This window comes from Polynucleobacter sp. AP-Kolm-20A-A1 (assembly GCF_018688315.1).
Classification (GTDB): Bacteria; Pseudomonadota; Gammaproteobacteria; order Burkholderiales; family Burkholderiaceae; genus Polynucleobacter.
This window is the reverse complement of sequence record NZ_CP061315.1, coordinates 647,980-664,513: the sequence shown is the minus strand read 5'-3', so window position 1 is coordinate 664,513 and position 16,534 is coordinate 647,980. Positions and strand designations below refer to the sequence as shown.

The 16,534-nt window shown below is 46.4% G+C and carries 13 protein-coding genes and 1 pseudogene; 1 reads left to right on the top strand and 13 read right to left on the bottom strand.

Features of this window, described 5'->3' with window-relative positions; genetic code table 11:
- Positions 1–5: 5 nt before the first annotated feature.
- Both rlmN and ndk read right to left on the bottom strand, forming a co-directional pair.
- Entirely contained in the window at positions 6–1,181 is a 1,176-nt protein-coding gene (rlmN, locus tag C2745_RS03525; RefSeq protein ID WP_251368420.1) for a 23S rRNA (adenine(2503)-C(2))-methyltransferase RlmN, read from the bottom strand.
- Between the two features lie 77 nt (positions 1,182–1,258).
- Entirely contained in the window at positions 1,259–1,684 is a 426-nt protein-coding gene (ndk, locus tag C2745_RS03520; RefSeq protein WP_068321117.1) for a nucleoside-diphosphate kinase, read from the bottom strand.
- A 259-nt stretch (positions 1,685–1,943) separates the two neighbouring features.
- Between ndk and C2745_RS03515 the strand changes: the two genes are divergently transcribed.
- Positions 1,944–2,645 (top strand): Bax inhibitor-1 family protein, encoded by a 702-nt coding sequence (locus C2745_RS03515; protein WP_128113371.1) that lies wholly within the window; start codon positions 1,944–1,946, stop codon positions 2,643–2,645.
- 357 nt (positions 2,646–3,002) lie between these two features.
- On the opposite strand, the gene rlmD is transcribed toward C2745_RS03515, so the two are convergent.
- The 11 genes and pseudogenes from rlmD to recR form a co-directional block, all read right to left on the bottom strand.
- Positions 3,003–4,430 (bottom strand): 23S rRNA (uracil(1939)-C(5))-methyltransferase RlmD, encoded by a 1,428-nt coding sequence (gene rlmD / locus C2745_RS03510; RefSeq protein ID WP_215385094.1) that lies wholly within the window; start codon positions 4,428–4,430, stop codon positions 3,003–3,005.
- Complete coding sequence (locus C2745_RS03505) at positions 4,423–5,244, bottom strand: 3'-5' exonuclease (RefSeq protein ID WP_215385092.1); 822 nt, start codon at positions 5,242–5,244, stop codon at positions 4,423–4,425. Before C2745_RS03505 ends, rlmD begins: the two co-directional genes overlap by 8 nt.
- Before the next feature lie 17 nt (positions 5,245–5,261).
- Positions 5,262–6,020 (bottom strand): peptidoglycan DD-metalloendopeptidase family protein, encoded by a 759-nt coding sequence (locus C2745_RS03500; protein ID WP_215385600.1) that lies wholly within the window; start codon positions 6,018–6,020, stop codon positions 5,262–5,264.
- A 37-nt stretch (positions 6,021–6,057) separates the two neighbouring features.
- Positions 6,058–6,681 (bottom strand): annotated as a pseudogene (locus tag C2745_RS03495) (protein-L-isoaspartate(D-aspartate) O-methyltransferase); the annotation flags it as partial.
- A 29-nt stretch (positions 6,682–6,710) separates the two neighbouring features.
- On the bottom strand, positions 6,711–7,505 hold the full coding sequence (gene surE / locus C2745_RS03490) for a 5'/3'-nucleotidase SurE (protein WP_215385089.1): 795 nt from the start codon (positions 7,503–7,505) through the stop codon (positions 6,711–6,713).
- A gap of 30 nt (positions 7,506–7,535) precedes the next feature.
- Positions 7,536–10,616 carry an efflux RND transporter permease subunit gene (locus tag C2745_RS03485; protein ID WP_215385087.1) on the bottom strand — a complete coding sequence of 1,027 codons (3,081 nt, stop codon included), beginning with the start codon at positions 10,614–10,616 and terminating at the stop codon, positions 7,536–7,538.
- Positions 10,617–11,888, bottom strand: coding sequence for an efflux RND transporter periplasmic adaptor subunit (locus C2745_RS03480; protein ID WP_215385085.1), 1,272 nt, complete (start codon positions 11,886–11,888; stop codon positions 10,617–10,619).
- A gap of 9 nt (positions 11,889–11,897) precedes the next feature.
- Positions 11,898–13,442, bottom strand: coding sequence for a TolC family protein (locus C2745_RS03475; RefSeq protein WP_215385084.1), 1,545 nt, complete (start codon positions 13,440–13,442; stop codon positions 11,898–11,900).
- Between the two features lie 185 nt (positions 13,443–13,627).
- Positions 13,628–15,043 carry a carbohydrate porin gene (locus tag C2745_RS03470; protein WP_215385082.1) on the bottom strand — a complete coding sequence of 472 codons (1,416 nt, stop codon included), beginning with the start codon at positions 15,041–15,043 and terminating at the stop codon, positions 13,628–13,630.
- Positions 15,044–15,253: 210 nt separating this feature from the next.
- Positions 15,254–15,862, bottom strand: a complete 609-nt coding sequence (locus C2745_RS03465; protein WP_215385080.1) for a hypothetical protein — start codon at positions 15,860–15,862, stop codon at positions 15,254–15,256.
- Positions 15,863–15,902: 40 nt separating this feature from the next.
- The gene (gene recR, locus C2745_RS03460) at positions 15,903–16,517 is read right to left on the bottom strand and encodes a recombination mediator RecR (protein WP_215385078.1); all 615 of its coding nucleotides are present in this window, start codon (positions 16,515–16,517) and stop codon (positions 15,903–15,905) included.
- Positions 16,518–16,534: the final 17 nt, after the last annotated feature.

The window sequence follows — 16,534 nt, the reverse complement described above, 5'->3', positions numbered from 1 at the left end:
AATCATTAGTTTAATTTTTTGAGCCACTCGATGGGATGCTCATTTGGCGCTGCATCGAAATCGTCATCAGACTCAACTTCAGTGAGCTCAATTTCAGCATTGTGCACAGCTCGTTCACGTACTCGGGTGCGATCTACAACATCCCCCGCCAATTGACCGCAGGCTGCTGCGATGTCATCACCACGAGTCTTGCGCACCGTAGCGACCATACCGGCATCCAAAAGAATGCCAGCGAAAGCATTCACACGCTGGGCTGGTGAGCGCTTAAGTCCAGACTCTGGGAACGGATTAAAGGGGATGAGATTGATCTTGCATTTAATGTTTCTAAGCAAGCGCACTAATTCTTTTGCCTGAATATCAGAATCATTCACGCCATCGAGCATGCAATATTCAAAGGTCAAAAAATCTCTTGGCGCAAATGGTAAGTAACGCTCACATGCGTCCAGCAATTCGCGTAATGGATACTTTTGATTGAGCGGCACCAATTGGTCACGCAATGCGTCATTCGGTGCATGCAATGAAACTGCCAATGCTACTGGGCAATCTTGCGCAAGACGATCAATCATCGGCACGACACCCGATGTAGAAACTGTCACACGACGACGCGATAAACCATACGCCCTGTCATCGAGCATTAAGCGCAATGCAGAAACCACATTGTCGTAATTGAGTAAGGGTTCGCCCATGCCCATCATCACCACATTTGAAATCACGCGACCGGTATGCTCCCATCCAGGCGTTGGAAACTTTTCGATTCTTCGTACAGCCTCTGGATCGTTACGTAAAAGATGTTCGGCAAACCAAAGTTGCCCGATGATTTCGCCGGAAGTGAGATTGCGTGAGAAGCCTTGGTGTCCTGTTGAACAGAATCGGCAATTCACCGCACAACCAGCCTGAGAAGAGATGCACAAGGTGCCACGGTCATCTTCAGGAATAAAAACAGACTCAACCGCATTACCAGCGCCCACGTCCAGCAACCACTTGCGGGTGCCATCAGCAGCGTGTTCGTCTTTAATTACGGGGAGAGAAAGTACTTCTGCTTTGTCTAACAATGTTGCTCTGAAGCTTTTTGCCAGATCACTCATGTCATTAATGTCAGATACACCGCGTTGATGTATCCACTGCATGAGCTGCTTTGCCCTAAAGGGCTTTTCATTCAACCCCGCGACATACGCCGCCATTTGGTCAGCGTCAAAATCTAAGAGATTTACGCGCGGGGAGGTCAATGCGCCTACTTATAAATTAATAGGTTTATCGATTAACGATTGAAAACATTCATGCCAGGGAAGAAGAAAGCAACTTCCACAGCAGCTGTTTCAGGAGCGTCAGAACCGTGAACTGCGTTTGCATCGATGCTGTCAGCAAAGTCAGCACGGATTGTGCCTTTTTCTGCTTTCTTAGGATCAGTAGCGCCCATCAAGTCACGATTTTTAGCAATAGCGCCTTCGCCTTGCAATACTTGAATCATTACAGGACCAGAGATCATGAAGCTCACCAAGTCTTTGAAGAAAGGACGATCTTTATGAACGCCGTAGAACTGCTCTGCTTCGTTTTGTGACAAGTGCGCCATTCTGGAAGCAACAATCTTCAAACCAGCAGATTCAAAACGGTCATAGATTTTGCCGATGACGTTTTTAGCGACAGCATCAGGTTTGATAATAGAAAGGGTGCGTTCAATTGCCATTCAAGACTCCAATAGTGATTTCAAAGGTATTTGCTGGGTAAGGCCAAAAGTAACCCCACTTCAGCGACCCCCGAATTATACATTGCCTGACGGTATTTACCCCTATATAAGTAGGGCTAAGCCATTGAATTTACAGGGCATAAGCCTTTAATTTGTAGGTCTTTTGGATGGGGGCTTGAAATTTAGGCGTTTTGTCTATACTTACTCTCAACAGCCCTATATGGGCTCTTGTAATAACTATGAAAAAGAAGGAGTCAATATGAGTGATCTGAACTCTTACGGCTTTGGCCAAACCGGCTCAATTAGCACTATCCAAGTACGTAACCGCGTATTACGCAATACCTATGCACTGTTAGCGCTATCCATGGTGCCTACTGTTATTGGCGCTTGGCTTGGCGTTGCCATGGGTCTAGACCTATTCTCAGGCAGCCCTTTTATTGGCTTTATGGTGTTTATGGCTGTTGCCTTTGGCTTCTTCTGGGCAATCGAAAAGAACAAGGACACTGGCGTAGGCGTTCTCCTGCTGCTGGGCTTTACCTTCTTCATGGGCATCATGATGTCCCGTTTGGTTGGCTTTACGCTCAATAGCTACAGCAATGGCGCGACCCTCATCATGTTGTCCTTCGGGGGCACAGCCGCTATCTTCGCTACTATGGCGACGATTGCCACTGTCAGCAAGAGTGACTTTGCCGGCATGGGCAAATGGTTGATGGTTGGCGTGCTTCTCTTGATTGTTGCTTCATTGGCAAACATCTGGTTACAGCTGCCTGCTTTGATGTTGACTGTAATGGTCTTGGCTATCGCAATCTTTTCCGCCTTCATCCTGGTTGACGTACAACGCGTGATCAATGGCGGCGAGACAAACTACATCATGGCTACATTGGCGATTTACTTGGATGTGTATAACGTCTTTACTAACTTGCTTGCATTGCTAGGCATTGTTGGTGGCAATAGGGATTAATTGTGCGATAAAGAACTGAAGTGTGATGTTCTCTAAAGGCGCCTGCGGGCGCCTTTTTATTTACTGCGAATCTGTCTATTCGTGTGCGGCTAAATAATTAAGCAGCTACGAACATACTTACAGCGTAAGACAGTGCCATCAAAATCAATATGAGGGCAAAACTATCCGAGGCTTTCATGACACACTCCCAAAGGTAATTGCGGGTTTGGCGCCAACACTTCTGCGCACAAGTTCAATCTACTCTTCTATAAGACGAGCGCATGTACCCAATGCACCGCAAATACACTCAATGCACAAAATTGGGGCATTTTAGGGCTGATTTTGATGAAAGCACTTCTGAATCAGAGGCTTAGAGACCTATAAGCGATCAAAAACCGCTATAGATTCTACGTGGGAAGTGTGAGGGAACATATTGATAATGCCTGCACTACTCAATCGATACCCTGCATGATGACAGAGAATCTCCACGTCTCTTGCTAGAGTTTTGGGATTGCACGACACATACACAATGCGCTCCGGCAGCAAATCACTTTGTTGCAAATGCAGCTCTGCAAGTGCTTTGCAAATTTCCATTGCACCCTCGCGTGGCGGATCCATTAACCAACGCTCAGCCTTACCCCAAGAAGAAATTGTTTCTGTTGTAACTTCGAACAAATCACTCTTCATAAAAGTGGCCTTTTTTTCCAGGCCATTATGCTGCGCATTCGCTTTTGCACGAGTCGTTAAAGTTTCTAAACCTTCAATACCTAAAACTTGTTTTACTTTTCTGGCAAGGGGTAATGTGAAATTACCGATGCCACAAAATAAATCGAGCACCCTATCTGCTGGCTTTACTTCCAATAGTCGAATCGCCCTACTTACTAAGACACGATTCATCATGTGATTGACCTGCGTAAAGTCTGCAGGCTTAAATGGCATCTCGATTTCAAATTCCGGAAGTCGGTAGCAAAGCTTGCCAGCCTCTGGGTAAAACGGTGCCACCGTCTCTATACCCTTAGGCTGGAGCCAAATCCATACCTGATGCTGATCAGCAAAAGCTCGCAGTAGCGCCTCATCATCCGTCGTTAATGGCTTGAGATTGCGAAATACTAAAGCAGTAACTGGCTTGGATTTTTTGGGATCATCAGATTGCGCATCCTCTGGTTCACCAACCGCAATCTCAATTTGCGGCATGCGGTCAACGATAGACAAACCCATAACCAATTTACGCATCTCAGGCAGCAGATCAGATACATGCTTTGGCAGAATCTCGCATGCAAGCATGTCAGCAACATAACCACTCTTACCCTCATGAAAACCAATCAGTACTGTGCCCTTTTTAATTGAGCGATTAACAGCACTTAAGCGTGCACGATGGCGGTATTCCCAAGTGGGGCCGCCCATCGGTCGCAAGATTTCGTCAGGCTTTACTTTGGCGATATGTTGCAAGTCATCTTCAAGAACTCGCTGCTTCATAGCAACTTGTGCGCGAATATCCAAATGCTGCATAGTGCAACCACCGCAGACACCAAAAGCGGCACACTTGGGCTCCGCCCTAAATACCGCGGGCTTGAGAATGTCGCGAACCTTAGCCTTGCTAAAACGAGCCTTATCGCTGGTGATGGTATATCTGACAAGCTCTGTTGGCAATGCGCCCTTAATGAAAACAACTTTGCCACTTTGACCTTGGCTTGCCTCTTCTTCATTAGGGGCTAAGCGTGCAATGCCTTGAGCATCGAGATCTAAGGCTTCAACACGAATTGGCTCAGTCACTTCAATATTGACTGGCTTATCACCTCTACGCATCTGGCGAGAAACCTTGCAGATATTCTTGCCACTGCCCACCATGAGGTTCTTTGGCTTCTTTTTCTAAATACGCTTTTACAAAGTCAATTTCTTCTTGATACTCTTCATGAGAAAAGCCGCCGCGCAATAGCTGGAAACGGCAGTACATGAGATAAGTATTGACTACATCAGTTTCACAGTAACGACGAATATCATTAATCTTGCCATCTTGGTAAGCTGGCCAAACTTGACTACCATCCATACCCATCTTGCCTGGGAAGCCGCAAAGCTTTGCCAGCCCATCCAAAGGGGCATTCGCACGACCATTAAATTTCGCCAGCAAATCCATCATGTCAAGATGACGCATGTGATAACGACTAATGTAGTTATTCCACTTAAATTCCCTACTATCTGAATCTTGGCTCTCACCCATCTCCCAGTAACGCGGAGCTTGCACGTGGTTTGCTAAAGCACGGTAGTGCAATACAGGTAAGTCAAAGCCGCTGCCGTTCCAAGAGACCAATTGCGGAGTATATTTTTCAATGAGATCAAAGAAGGCTTGAATTAAGACCTTTTCCTCATCTTGTGGGGTGCCTAAGGTGCCGACTTTAATTTGCGGCAAACCTTCTTTGGTGGTTCTACGAATGACACAAGAAATCGCTACGATCTTTTGCAAAAATAACGGGAGAAACTCGCTTCCCGTTTTTTCTGCCCGCTCAGCCATGACTTTGGCGGCCACCTCCGCATCACTCATCGAGCCCGGAAGATCCTCCAGGCGACGCAAGCCAGCTACATCCGGAATCGTTTCAATATCAAATACGAGAACAGTGGCCATGCGTACTTACTGCAACACTACTGCAAATACGGCATTGGATTTACCGGCTTACCGTTTACGCGCAGCTCAAAATGTAGCTTGGCTGCAGTGGCATCTGTATCGCCCATCTCAGCAATCTTCTGCCCTTTGCGGACGGCATCACCCTCTTTTACCAAGAGCTTGCTGTTATGAGCGTATGCAGTGAGATATGTGTTGTCATGTTTAACAATTACTAAATTGCCATAGCCACGCAAACTGTTACCTGCGTAAACTACCTTGCCATCCGATGCAGCAAGGACAGGTTCGCCGACCTTGCCGGCAATATCAATACCCTTATTTGTTTCACTAAATTCACCCGTTACCTTGCCTTTAGCTGGCCAAGATAAACGAATACCAGGTTCAGCAACCGCTTCTGCTTTTACAGGCTCTGGTGCTGTCGCTTGTGCTTGCACTGGTGCATCTGACTTTTTATCAGCAACCCGTGCAGGCTTAGTACCAGCGGGTGCCTTAATCATAATTAAATCACCCACCTCAATCACATTGGGATTGAAGCTAGGATTAGCAGCCTTATTCCATTGCACAACATCACGCGGTGCCTGGCCATGGTCTAAAGCAATGCGCGCTAAGGTATCTCCCTTTTTTACTCGATAGTAACCAGGAGGCGTTGGCTCAGTAGAGCCGCCGGTACGATCAGTAACGCTAGCAGGCTTAGTGCGAGGCACAGAACATCCTGCTACCAACAGCAAGGAGGCAGACATCAGCGCAATCAGAAAATGTTTAGATAAGGTATATGGCATTAATTTAGTTTTTGAATTGGTGAATTCATCATACATTTCATACTACCCCTGATTGTAAGGGGACAAAAAAGACCTCGTCCAGCACAGTTCTTTGATAGCGTTGGGAGCTCATTCTTTCGACCATTACAAGCTGCTGTTCTTTCTCGCTTTTGGCAACTGGGGCAACTAAACGCCCACCTATCGCTAATTGGTCCAATAAGGCGTCAGGAATACCCAATCCTGCAGCAGCCAAAATAATCCCGTCAAAAGGTGCGGCTTGAGGCAACCCTAAAATGCCATCGCCATAAATCAGGCGCAGATTGTTAATTCGAAATGGGCGTAACTTTGCTCTTGCCATGTCATGTAGTGGGCGAATACGCTCAATGGAATAAACCTCATCCGCCAACAAACTTAGTACTGCTGCTTGATAACCACAACCAGTACCAATCTCCAATACTTTGCCAAGCTTAGTCTTAGGCTTGTGTAGCAATTCGATCATGCGCGCCACTACAGACGGCTTAGAAATTGTTTGCTCGTGACCAATCGGTAAAGCGGTGTCCTCATATGCCTGTGCATGTAGTCCAGCATCCATAAATGCATGACGAGGAACAGTGGCAATAGCCTCTAAAGTTTTACCGTGTTTAATGCCGCCAGCATGCACTTTAGCTGCCAAGGCTTGCCGATAAGCGGCAAAACGTTCAGTCGGCGCCTTCAACCGCGGTCCCAACCATTTGCGCGCATTGCTGCTAAACGCGCATGGTGCGTCAAATCCAATTGCATTGGCGTAATTGAAATGCAGCCTTCAGCGATAGCATGAAAGTCAGTGCCTTCGGAGCCCTCTTTTACATCACCTGCAGCACCGATCCAATATATCTTCTCGCCACGCGGGCTATCCTGCACTACTACTGGTTGTGAATGATGACGATTTCCCAAGCGGGTAACGCGCCAGCGATACAAGTCAGCATAAGGGCGATTTGGAATATTGACGTTCAGTAATGTTGCCACCCCATCTGCGTGGTTTTTACTTAAAGCAGAAACCAACATTTGTGCCACAACATCATGCGCTGCTTTAGCGGCATCTTCAATCCGATTCCAGCCGCGATCAATTTGCGAGAATGCGATGCCTGGTACACCAAACATGACGCCCTCTACTGCAGCAGCTACCGTACCTGAGTAAAGCGTATCTTCACCCATGTTCTCGCCCTGGTTAATTCCGGAAATTACTAAATCAGGCTTCTCGTCCAAGAAACCCGTCATAGCAACGTGCACGCAATCTGTTGGCGTGCCGTTGATAAAGAAAAATCCATCCCGTTCACCGCCCGCTACGCGATGAATAGATAGCGGTCTAGAGAGCGTCAGAGAATTTGAGGCGCCGCTATGGTTTTGCTCTGGAGCAATCACTGTAATGCGGCCTAGAGGACGCACTGCATTAACCAAGGCTAGCAAGCCAGGAGCCAAATAACCATCATCATTGGATACCAAGATGTGAGGTTGACGATTGCTCATGGTTTTAAATTCTTTCTTTTGACTATGTATTTAGATATTGCTTGCTGGCGCAGTCAATGCACGACCTCTAAACCAGCCATAGATAACCGGCAGGACTAAGAGCGTCAAAATCGTCGTGGTCACCATGCCGCCCACGATTACCAAGGCTAAAGGACGCTGTGCCTCAGAGCCAATCGAATGCGATAAAGCCGCCGGCAAGAGACCCAGACCTGAAAGTGCGGCCGTCATCAAGACGGGACGTACGCGCAAGGACGCACCCTCAACCATGATGTCCTTCATCTGACCATGCTCCGTAGCAGCAGTCTTATTAATGAAGGAAATCAGAATCACGCCATCTTGAATCGCAATACCAAATAGCGACAAAAAGCCAAAGAAGGCCGAGATACTCAAGGTCTCCCCTGCTAAGTGCAGCGCAATCACGCCACCAATAGCGGCAAACGGCACGTTAATCATCACAATGAATGCATCGCGGAAGTTGCCGAACGCGCTCACAAGCAATAAGAAAATACCCAGCAAGGCCAGCGGCACAATCAGCATTAACTTCTTCTGAGCTTGCTTCATTTGATTGAACTGCCCATCCCAGCTAATGGAATAGTTTGGCGGCAAGGTAATATTTTTCTCAACCAAGAATTGCGCATCTTCTACAGCGCTACCCAAGTCACGGTTACGTACGCTAAATTTAATCGCGATATAACGCTTACCTGCCTCACGATAAATAAAGAATGGGCCATCAGTTAACTGTACTGCAGCAACCATGGATAAAGGAATCTTGGTGCCGTCAGGAGCCTCAACTAGTAAATGTCCAATATCCGCTACATCATTGCGACTACCTTCATTTAAGCGCACAGCAATACCAAAGGTTTTTTCATCTTCAAGCAAGTTCGTAACTGCAGCACCACCAATGGCATTTGCTACCACCGTCTGAATATCATTTACATTGATACCGTAACGAGAAGCTCTATCACGATCAATTTGGATATTGAGCGTTGGTTGACCTAGCTCTTTAAGGATGCCCTCATCAGCAACCCCTTTAACTTTTTTCAGCTGATCAATTACCTCATGGGCTTTCTGATCAAGCACATCCAAGTCTGTTCCGTAAATTTTGACGGAGTTCTCGCCCTTAACACCAGATAAAGCTTCGTTCACGTTATCTTGAATGTATTGCGAGAAGCTATACGTGACCCCGGGAATCTTATTCAGCTCCGTCTCTAGATGGGCAATCAAATCCTTCTTAGAGGAACCACTTGGCATCTTGTCAGGACTCTTTAGATATAGACCGTATTCTTGGTTGAAGACACCTGTTGAGTCCGTGCCGTCATCTGGGCGACCAATCTGCGCTGCAACCTTGTCAATCTCAGGTTGAGCCATAAAGGTTTCACGCAGTTGATTTGCGATCTTCACCGAGTAATCCAAGTCCACCGTATTTGGCAGGGTTACGCGCAACCAAATATTGTTTTCTTCCAAAGTTGGCAAGAACGCAGTTCCCAAACGAGTCATACTTAACAAGGTAATGCCCAACACAAAAACTGCTACAGAGAATACAGTTAATGGACGATCCATCCACCTTCTCAACAACGGTTTATAGCCACCTAAAATCTTTGTAATAAATGATGGCGGCGCATGGTGAAGGTTTTCACCGAATACCAGGGAAATCATGGCTGGCAAAAATGTCAGGCTGAGAACCATCGCAGCGATTAAGGCAAAGCCCATCGTAAATGCCATCGGTTTAAAGATGATGCCCTCAACTCCGCCCATAAAGAACAGAGGCGAATAGGCTACGATGATGATGCCAGTAGAGTAAATCATGGCGCGCTGCACTTCACTAGTCGCCATAATGATGCTTTGGTTGAGGCGTTTTCCACCCTCCTCCAAGTGACGCATGACGTTCTCCGTCAGAATCACAGCAGAGTCAACAATGACGCCAAAGTCAATCGCGCCCAAAGAAATCAAATTGGCCGGCACGCTCCACAGGTGCATCTGGATAAATGACACGCAAAGCGCCAGTGGAATAACTGCAGCCACCACGGCTGCTGCGCGAATATTGCCTAAGAAGAAGAACAATACCGCCAATACCAATGAGATACCAAAGAACAGAGTGTGCTTAACAGTACCGATCGTGATGTCCAAAAGAACTTGGCGATCATAGAATGGCTTTACTTCGATGCCTGGAGGCAAGACATGTTTGTTAATGTTTTCAACGGTACTACGAACACGCGCCAATACTTCAGTAGCATTTTCACCGCGACGCAGATAAACAATACCCTCAACTGAGTCAGGGTTGTCATTGAACTGGAACATACCTAAACGCGGGGCATTACCAATCTCAACCCGGGCAACGTCGCCAACTCGGATGGGTACTCCGTTATTAATAGTGATAACTACTTGCTTGATGTCATCAATATTTTTAAGCAAGCCAACACCGCGCACTACAAATTGTTGCTCCCCACTAGGCAATAAGCCCCCGCCAGTATTGCTATTAGCATTTGTTAAGGCCAAGATTAGTTGATTAACTGAGACACCTTTAGCCTGCAGACTCTCAGGACTCACAATCACTTGATATTGGCGGACCTTACCGCCAAACGAAGATACGTCCGCTACACCCGGGGTTTGCTTGAGCTCTTTGTAGATCTCATAGTTCTGCAAAGTCTTTAACAAAGTTGAAGTTGCGTAGTCTGAGCGCACTTCATAGCGCATGATCTCGCCTGTTGCATCTGAATCTGGACTAATGCTCGACGTTACACCCGGAGGGAACGCAACGTTCGCTAAGTTACTAACAAATATTTGACGCGCCTTAAATGGATCGGCGGTGTCATTGAATTTGAGCGTTACAACAGATAAACCAAATAAGGAAACTGAGCGGAATGCCTGCAAGCCTGGGATGCCTGCCAATGCATTTTCAACAGGGATTGTTACCTGCTGCTCAACCTCGGTCGTACTTCTTCCTGGCCATTGGGAAATAGCTTGAATGGTTAATGGTGCAACGCCTGGATACGGCTGGATCGGTAATTTGCTCAAACTGAGCATACCTAGACCAAGCAATACGATGGAAGCGAAAATAACTAATACACGCTTCTCGATTACTCCTCGAATAAAGGAGGTGAAGACGCTCACTTAGTCCTCCTGCTTAGCAAAGCGGTCATTCAACAAGACGGCGCCCTCAGCCAAAATTTGCCAACCCGGCTCTACGCCCTCGGTGATAGCAAAGCTCTTGCTGTTTAGGTCGTAACCTTTTACAGGCACACGACGGAATGTCTCCGGGCCAACTTTAATAATGGCAAAGCGATTCTCTCGAATTCGCACAATGGCTGATTGCGGAACGACTACCGCGTCCGCCGTTCCAGTAGTCAATAAGCCAGATGCGTACATATCGGGACGCAAAAGATCATCGGTGTTTTCGACATCAGCACGAATCAATAAAGCGCGTGTTTGTGGATCGATGGTTGGCGCAATGTAATTGGCGTATGCAATAAATTCTTTGTCGGGATAAGCCTCAAGACGCAAGATCATTTTTTGACCTTGCTTAATCAAGCGAAAATCCTGCTCAAAAACATTACCTAAAAACCATAAATGCTTAGGATCGGCAAGAGTAGCGATCACATCGCCAGAATTGACAACGCTACCTGGTTCTACGCCGCGTTTAACAACAACACCATTTAATGGCGAACGCATAACCAAATTACTGCTTGTCTTACCGGTAGTCTCAATGTTCTTAATATCACCTTCACCTGCACCAAGATTTCTCATACGGTTAGCGGCGGCCTGCTGCGTGATACGCGCATCACCCAACAAGTCGCTCATCGTTTTATTTGCCTCAAGAACCTTGGCCGTCTTAGAAGAAAGTAAGTACTCTTGTTGAGCGGACAAAAACTCTGGGCTATACATCTCAACGATGGGCGATCCAACTTCCACTTGAGCACCATCGAAAGCATAGATGCGTTCTACCCGACCTGGGGCACGAGCTGAAAGCACTTTAGATTTTTCAGCATTAAATGCCAAACGTCCAGGCACCTTTAAATTAACAGGAACCTGAACTTTTTCAGCGGTCTGAAATACATATATTTCCGGATTAAGCGTTACACCGGGAAGCTTTAACTCCAATATGCCACTACTCTCTACCTTAAGGGCTTTATCCGAGGCTTCTACCTTTACAGATCGGTTGACGTTAGTAACCCGTCCCACCACGATTCCCAAGGAAAGAATAGCGAAGGCAAAAGCTGCTAGACGCACACGATGACGATTTTGCGGCGTGAGATTCCAATACAAACCAGCCAAGCCTGCAGCAGCGACTTTTGCATGATGGGCGCCATGATGTGCGCCCTTATGCAGAATCGGCTTTGCCTTTTCAGATAATTGTTTTAGAAACGAAAGAATTTTGTCTTTCAAAACTGCTCCTTAAAAAGGTTCTTTGCCAGCAGAAACCATCAGTACTGCTTGCGCCTGCAAGAGATTGCTCTCGGCCTGAGCCAGGGCAACTTCTAAATTACGCAATTGTGTTTGCGCAGTCAATAAATCATTAAATCCCTGGCCATTATTAGAGTACTGAGTCAGACCAACTTTGTATGCCGCATCAGCCTGAGGCACTTGGCGCTCTTTCAGAAACTGAGTTTGATTCTTGGCTTGCTCGTATGCCGCATAGGCAGTATTTACCGCCAATACAATTTGCTGACGATTCGAAATATTCCCAGCTTCAGCTGCAGCTTGATTACGCTGCGCCTGCTCCACTCCGTACTTTTCCTTAGTAAAGAAGTACAGCGGAATAATTAGATCGAGTTCGAATTGATAAAACATGGCGCCATTGTTTGCGGAGAACGGACCACGTGGTGTGTAGGACGAACCGATCACCTGAAAATCAGGCAAGTAAGCTTTCTTGGCAAGTGCTACCCCTTTACGCGCAGCATCCAATTGCAATGCCGAGCTCTTTAGGGATGGGTGGCTGCTTTCTGCGTAGTCTTCAAGCTCAATCAAAGTTGGAACACTACTGATCGCCCGACGCACATCACCGCGCAAGATTAATTTTTCGCGTGAGTGACGACCTACCAGAGTATTGATATTGTTTAAGCCGACCTGTAATTGACGCTCCACATTAAATTGATCTGCCTGCGCAGCGCTTTGTGCCACTTGGGCATTGAGATACTCGACATAAGCAGCAGCATTGTTCGCATAACGCGCTTTGGCTACATTCTTAATCATCTCCAAGCGCATAACCGACTCTTTAAGCACTTGTAACTGCTTCTGCGAAGCCAAGGCGTTGTAGTACAACGTGGAGAGTTGGGCGCCTAGTTGTAAATAGGTTGACTCAGAGGTCGCAAGCAAGGCCTCAGCATTCGTATCAGCAATGTCAGCCGCAAGACTCTTCTTGCCAGGGAACTGAAAAGGTTGTGCTACAGATATGGAGTTGTTGCTACTAATACCGCCGCCGCCAGGATTGTTGGGAGAAGGAGCATTCGCGCCACCCAATGCAAAAGGAGAATTCACGGGCATACCTGACCATACCAATCCAACCTGTGGATTAGCGGGTGCATTAATTTGAGGAACAGTTGCCTTTGCAGACAAATAGGATTCACGCAATGAAGATAACTGCGGATTATTAATCTTGAGTTCATTCCAAAGCTGACGCAAATCCATCTCAGTCGGCCCCGATGAAATGGGCTTGGTATAAATCTTTGGAGTATTCGCTTTTGTTACAGGAGCAAATAACTCACCCGCTTTAGATTTTGGATCCTGCGCACTAAGCTGAGAACCAATTGATGGTGGCGCTGCTAAAGAAGTGTCGCCAGACTGAACTGTGACACTTCCAGGTGTATTGTCAGAAGCAGATTGAGCGGATACCGAGACAGAAAAGACAGAGGCGCAAACAACAAAGGCGGCCATAGCAAATGGAGTCACACTTTTGAGCGGATGAACAACGCTAGTTTTGTTTTTGCCGAGAATCAACAAATGTGGCTGCCTCTAAATCAATAAAATGCTTTTTTTCTAGCCCCTAATGCGGATTTAGATCATATCTGCACCCGTTTTAGGGGGTTTTATGGATTATAGGGGACAAAAGTCAAAAGTCGAATAATTAGAAATCCCTATCTCATTGATTCTAAAGATAATAATTATCAACAAAGTCGGCAAAACCGTTAAAACTCAGCATGCATCCTAAAAGACAGGATATTTACAGGGCCGCGAGCGGCGTTATAGGCCGGATTATTGACGTGCTGGAAATTCAATCCAGCTAAAACATTCTTAATTACGGTGGCGTTGTAATAGACCTCACCGATTCGCTCCGGACGATAAGAAATTGACTGGCCAGGTCCTGCATAGTCGCCAATAAAGTAAGACACTCCGCCCGACTGCAAATAATTTCTTCTGTAACTAGACAAGCCATTTTGCATCATGGAGATTCCAATTGAATCTTTAGGACGACTCCAACTTGTACCATTCATACCCAAGCCGACTGACAAGGAGTTATCTGCCTCAGTAAAAGACATCGTTTCTGTATGACCATCTGAGGTAAAGGCACGACCATAAATGCCAAGATCTTTCGTTAGAGCTTGCTCGCCGTTTATACCAATACCAGTTTTATATTGGTAATTATTTCGTACATTATTGATTGCTTGAGTGCCTTGCGCATTATTCGCAATAACATAATTGGTCGCATCTTGAAAACGAGCCAACATCATTCTGTTGCGATATGCGAGGACACTGACCTTACCAGGCAAGTCTCCAATTTGATGTTGACGCTCAACCTCGAATTGATCGCCATAGGTATTAAAGATTTGCCAATTGAGATCTCGGCCGTTAGGGTTCTTTGGAGCAAGCATACGAGAGGCTCTTAAAACCCAATTACTCAGGTACCATTCCCCCGCCAAGCCAGTACTATAGCCGCGTGCGTCGGCAGCATAGTCATAAGCCAAATAGGTCATATTGCCCCAGTTCATAAACTGAACGCGGGGATCTTTTGCGTAACGACTATCGTCAAAAATATCCAATGTAGAGAACTGTCCAGCCGTCACAACAACACGATTGCTACTAACGGTTTGCGTAATTTGATTGGCTTCGTTTTCAAGAAGGACCTTGTCGCCCTCCTGATTGATAGTCTGACGTAAAAATGCACGTGCTGAATAAAACTTCGCTTGTGCGCCATTTGCTTTAGTTGCTTCACCGTTCGTAAAACCACCAAGTCCAGTTAAACCAGAAAATGGGACGCCAGAAATTACCTCGGGATTGAAGTACACATCCGTATTTGGCGCTACACGCGCACCAAAGAATAAAGTTCCTGACCAGGTATAGCTCATCGACTTTTGCGCAGACATACTATTCACACCTGAATAGCTAGAGGTGAAATTGTTGTAACGCTGATTAATATATGTTGATTGACCGTGAATATTTACAGGCAAACCAAAGAGTTCGCCCTCGGTCGATAGACCATCAATAGGCGCAGCAAAACTTGCAATTTGGTCCGAGCCTGATCCCGCCTTCTGCGCGAACGCAGTTGCGCCAAAAAAGGTGCAAATCATGCTCAACAGGAGAAGTAGATAAATCTTGCGGGTCATTCACAATTTCTAATTGGGATGCCAGTGCTATGCATTAGCAACATGCCGACGGGGAAAACTAGGCAAACACAGCTTGAGATTGAAGCCCAAGGGTGACGCAGGCCAAATTATCCCCAAAAAGAGGCAATTTACCTAGTCTTTATGTCGTGGCAATGACAGATTGGTGGCAAATGGGCGACAAAACCCAAAATGCCAGGTGTAGAGGCCTGGTTAATTCTTGGGCTTAGCAGTCCAGCGATAGATTACTTCGAGTGTCTGACCATTATTGACTGGCTTAGAGCTTGAGAGAGCCATGCCGCCATCTACATCTCTCCAGTCGGTATTTTTATCCAACAGTTGGGCTAATTTAGTTGCATCATCCAAAACCTTAGAACTCTCTGAGCTAGCATTGACATCTTTACCGCTTTTATCTAAGAACACTTCTCTATCCGAAGCTACTAGATTTTGAGAGTCCGTAATGCCGCTTTTCTGTTGCAAGCTTGCATGCTCAAGATTAATCGAGATGATGCTGGCTGAAAGAGTACCTGTGAGTGTTTTCTTGTCGATGAAGTTTTTGAGTTGCACCTTAGAAATCTTCTCGGATCGTTTTTGAGCGCTCTCCGTTGCTGATGGATCTGTACCAAATATCGGCGTGTAAACAATAGACTCAACACTCGTTAATTTGCCATCGAGCGTATAAGCCAGGCGAATGCCATCACGATCAAAGTTTGACACTGCTACCCTTTGCGCATTCACACCCAAATTGGCCGTTGGGTTTGAGCTGCAAGCCAATAAACCAAATTGAGCGGCGACAAGCAAAGCAAGGGTAGATTTTTTCATAATGAACCTAAGGTAAGTTTTAAAACAAAGAAGAATGGGATTAACGGCGATCCATCAAGGCTCTTGCCAATGTGCCAGCATCCACATACTCGAGCTCGCCACCAACTGGAATACCTCTGGCAATACGTGTGACCTTAATGCCCTTGGCTTTGAGAACTTCGCCAATGTAATGGGCTGTAGCCTCACCTTCACTAGTGAAATTCGTTGCCAACACCACTTCCCGAATGGGAACACCAGTATCAGGAGTCTCAATACGATTGAGAAGGCGATCAAAGCCAATTTCATTAGGACCCATGCCGTCGAGTGGTGAGAGGCGCCCCATCAATACAAAGTAATTACCTTTAAAGCTTAGGGTCTGCTCCACCATCACTTGATCGGCAGGTGTTTCCACAATGCACAGGAGTGATGGATCACGGCGATCGTCAGAGCAAGTGCTACAGATCTGCGTTTCTGAAAATGTATTACAACGAGAACAGTGCCCTACTGTTTCAACTGCTTCGCCCAATGATTGAGCGAGTACTGCTGCGCCATTGCGATCATGCTGCAAAAGATAGAACGCCATGCGCTGCGCAGACTTAGGACCCACTCCAGGAAGTACGCGTAATGCCTCGATCAATCGACCGAGTGCATCTTGAGGTGCTTCTATACGCGCCATTAAGAATTCAACTATTG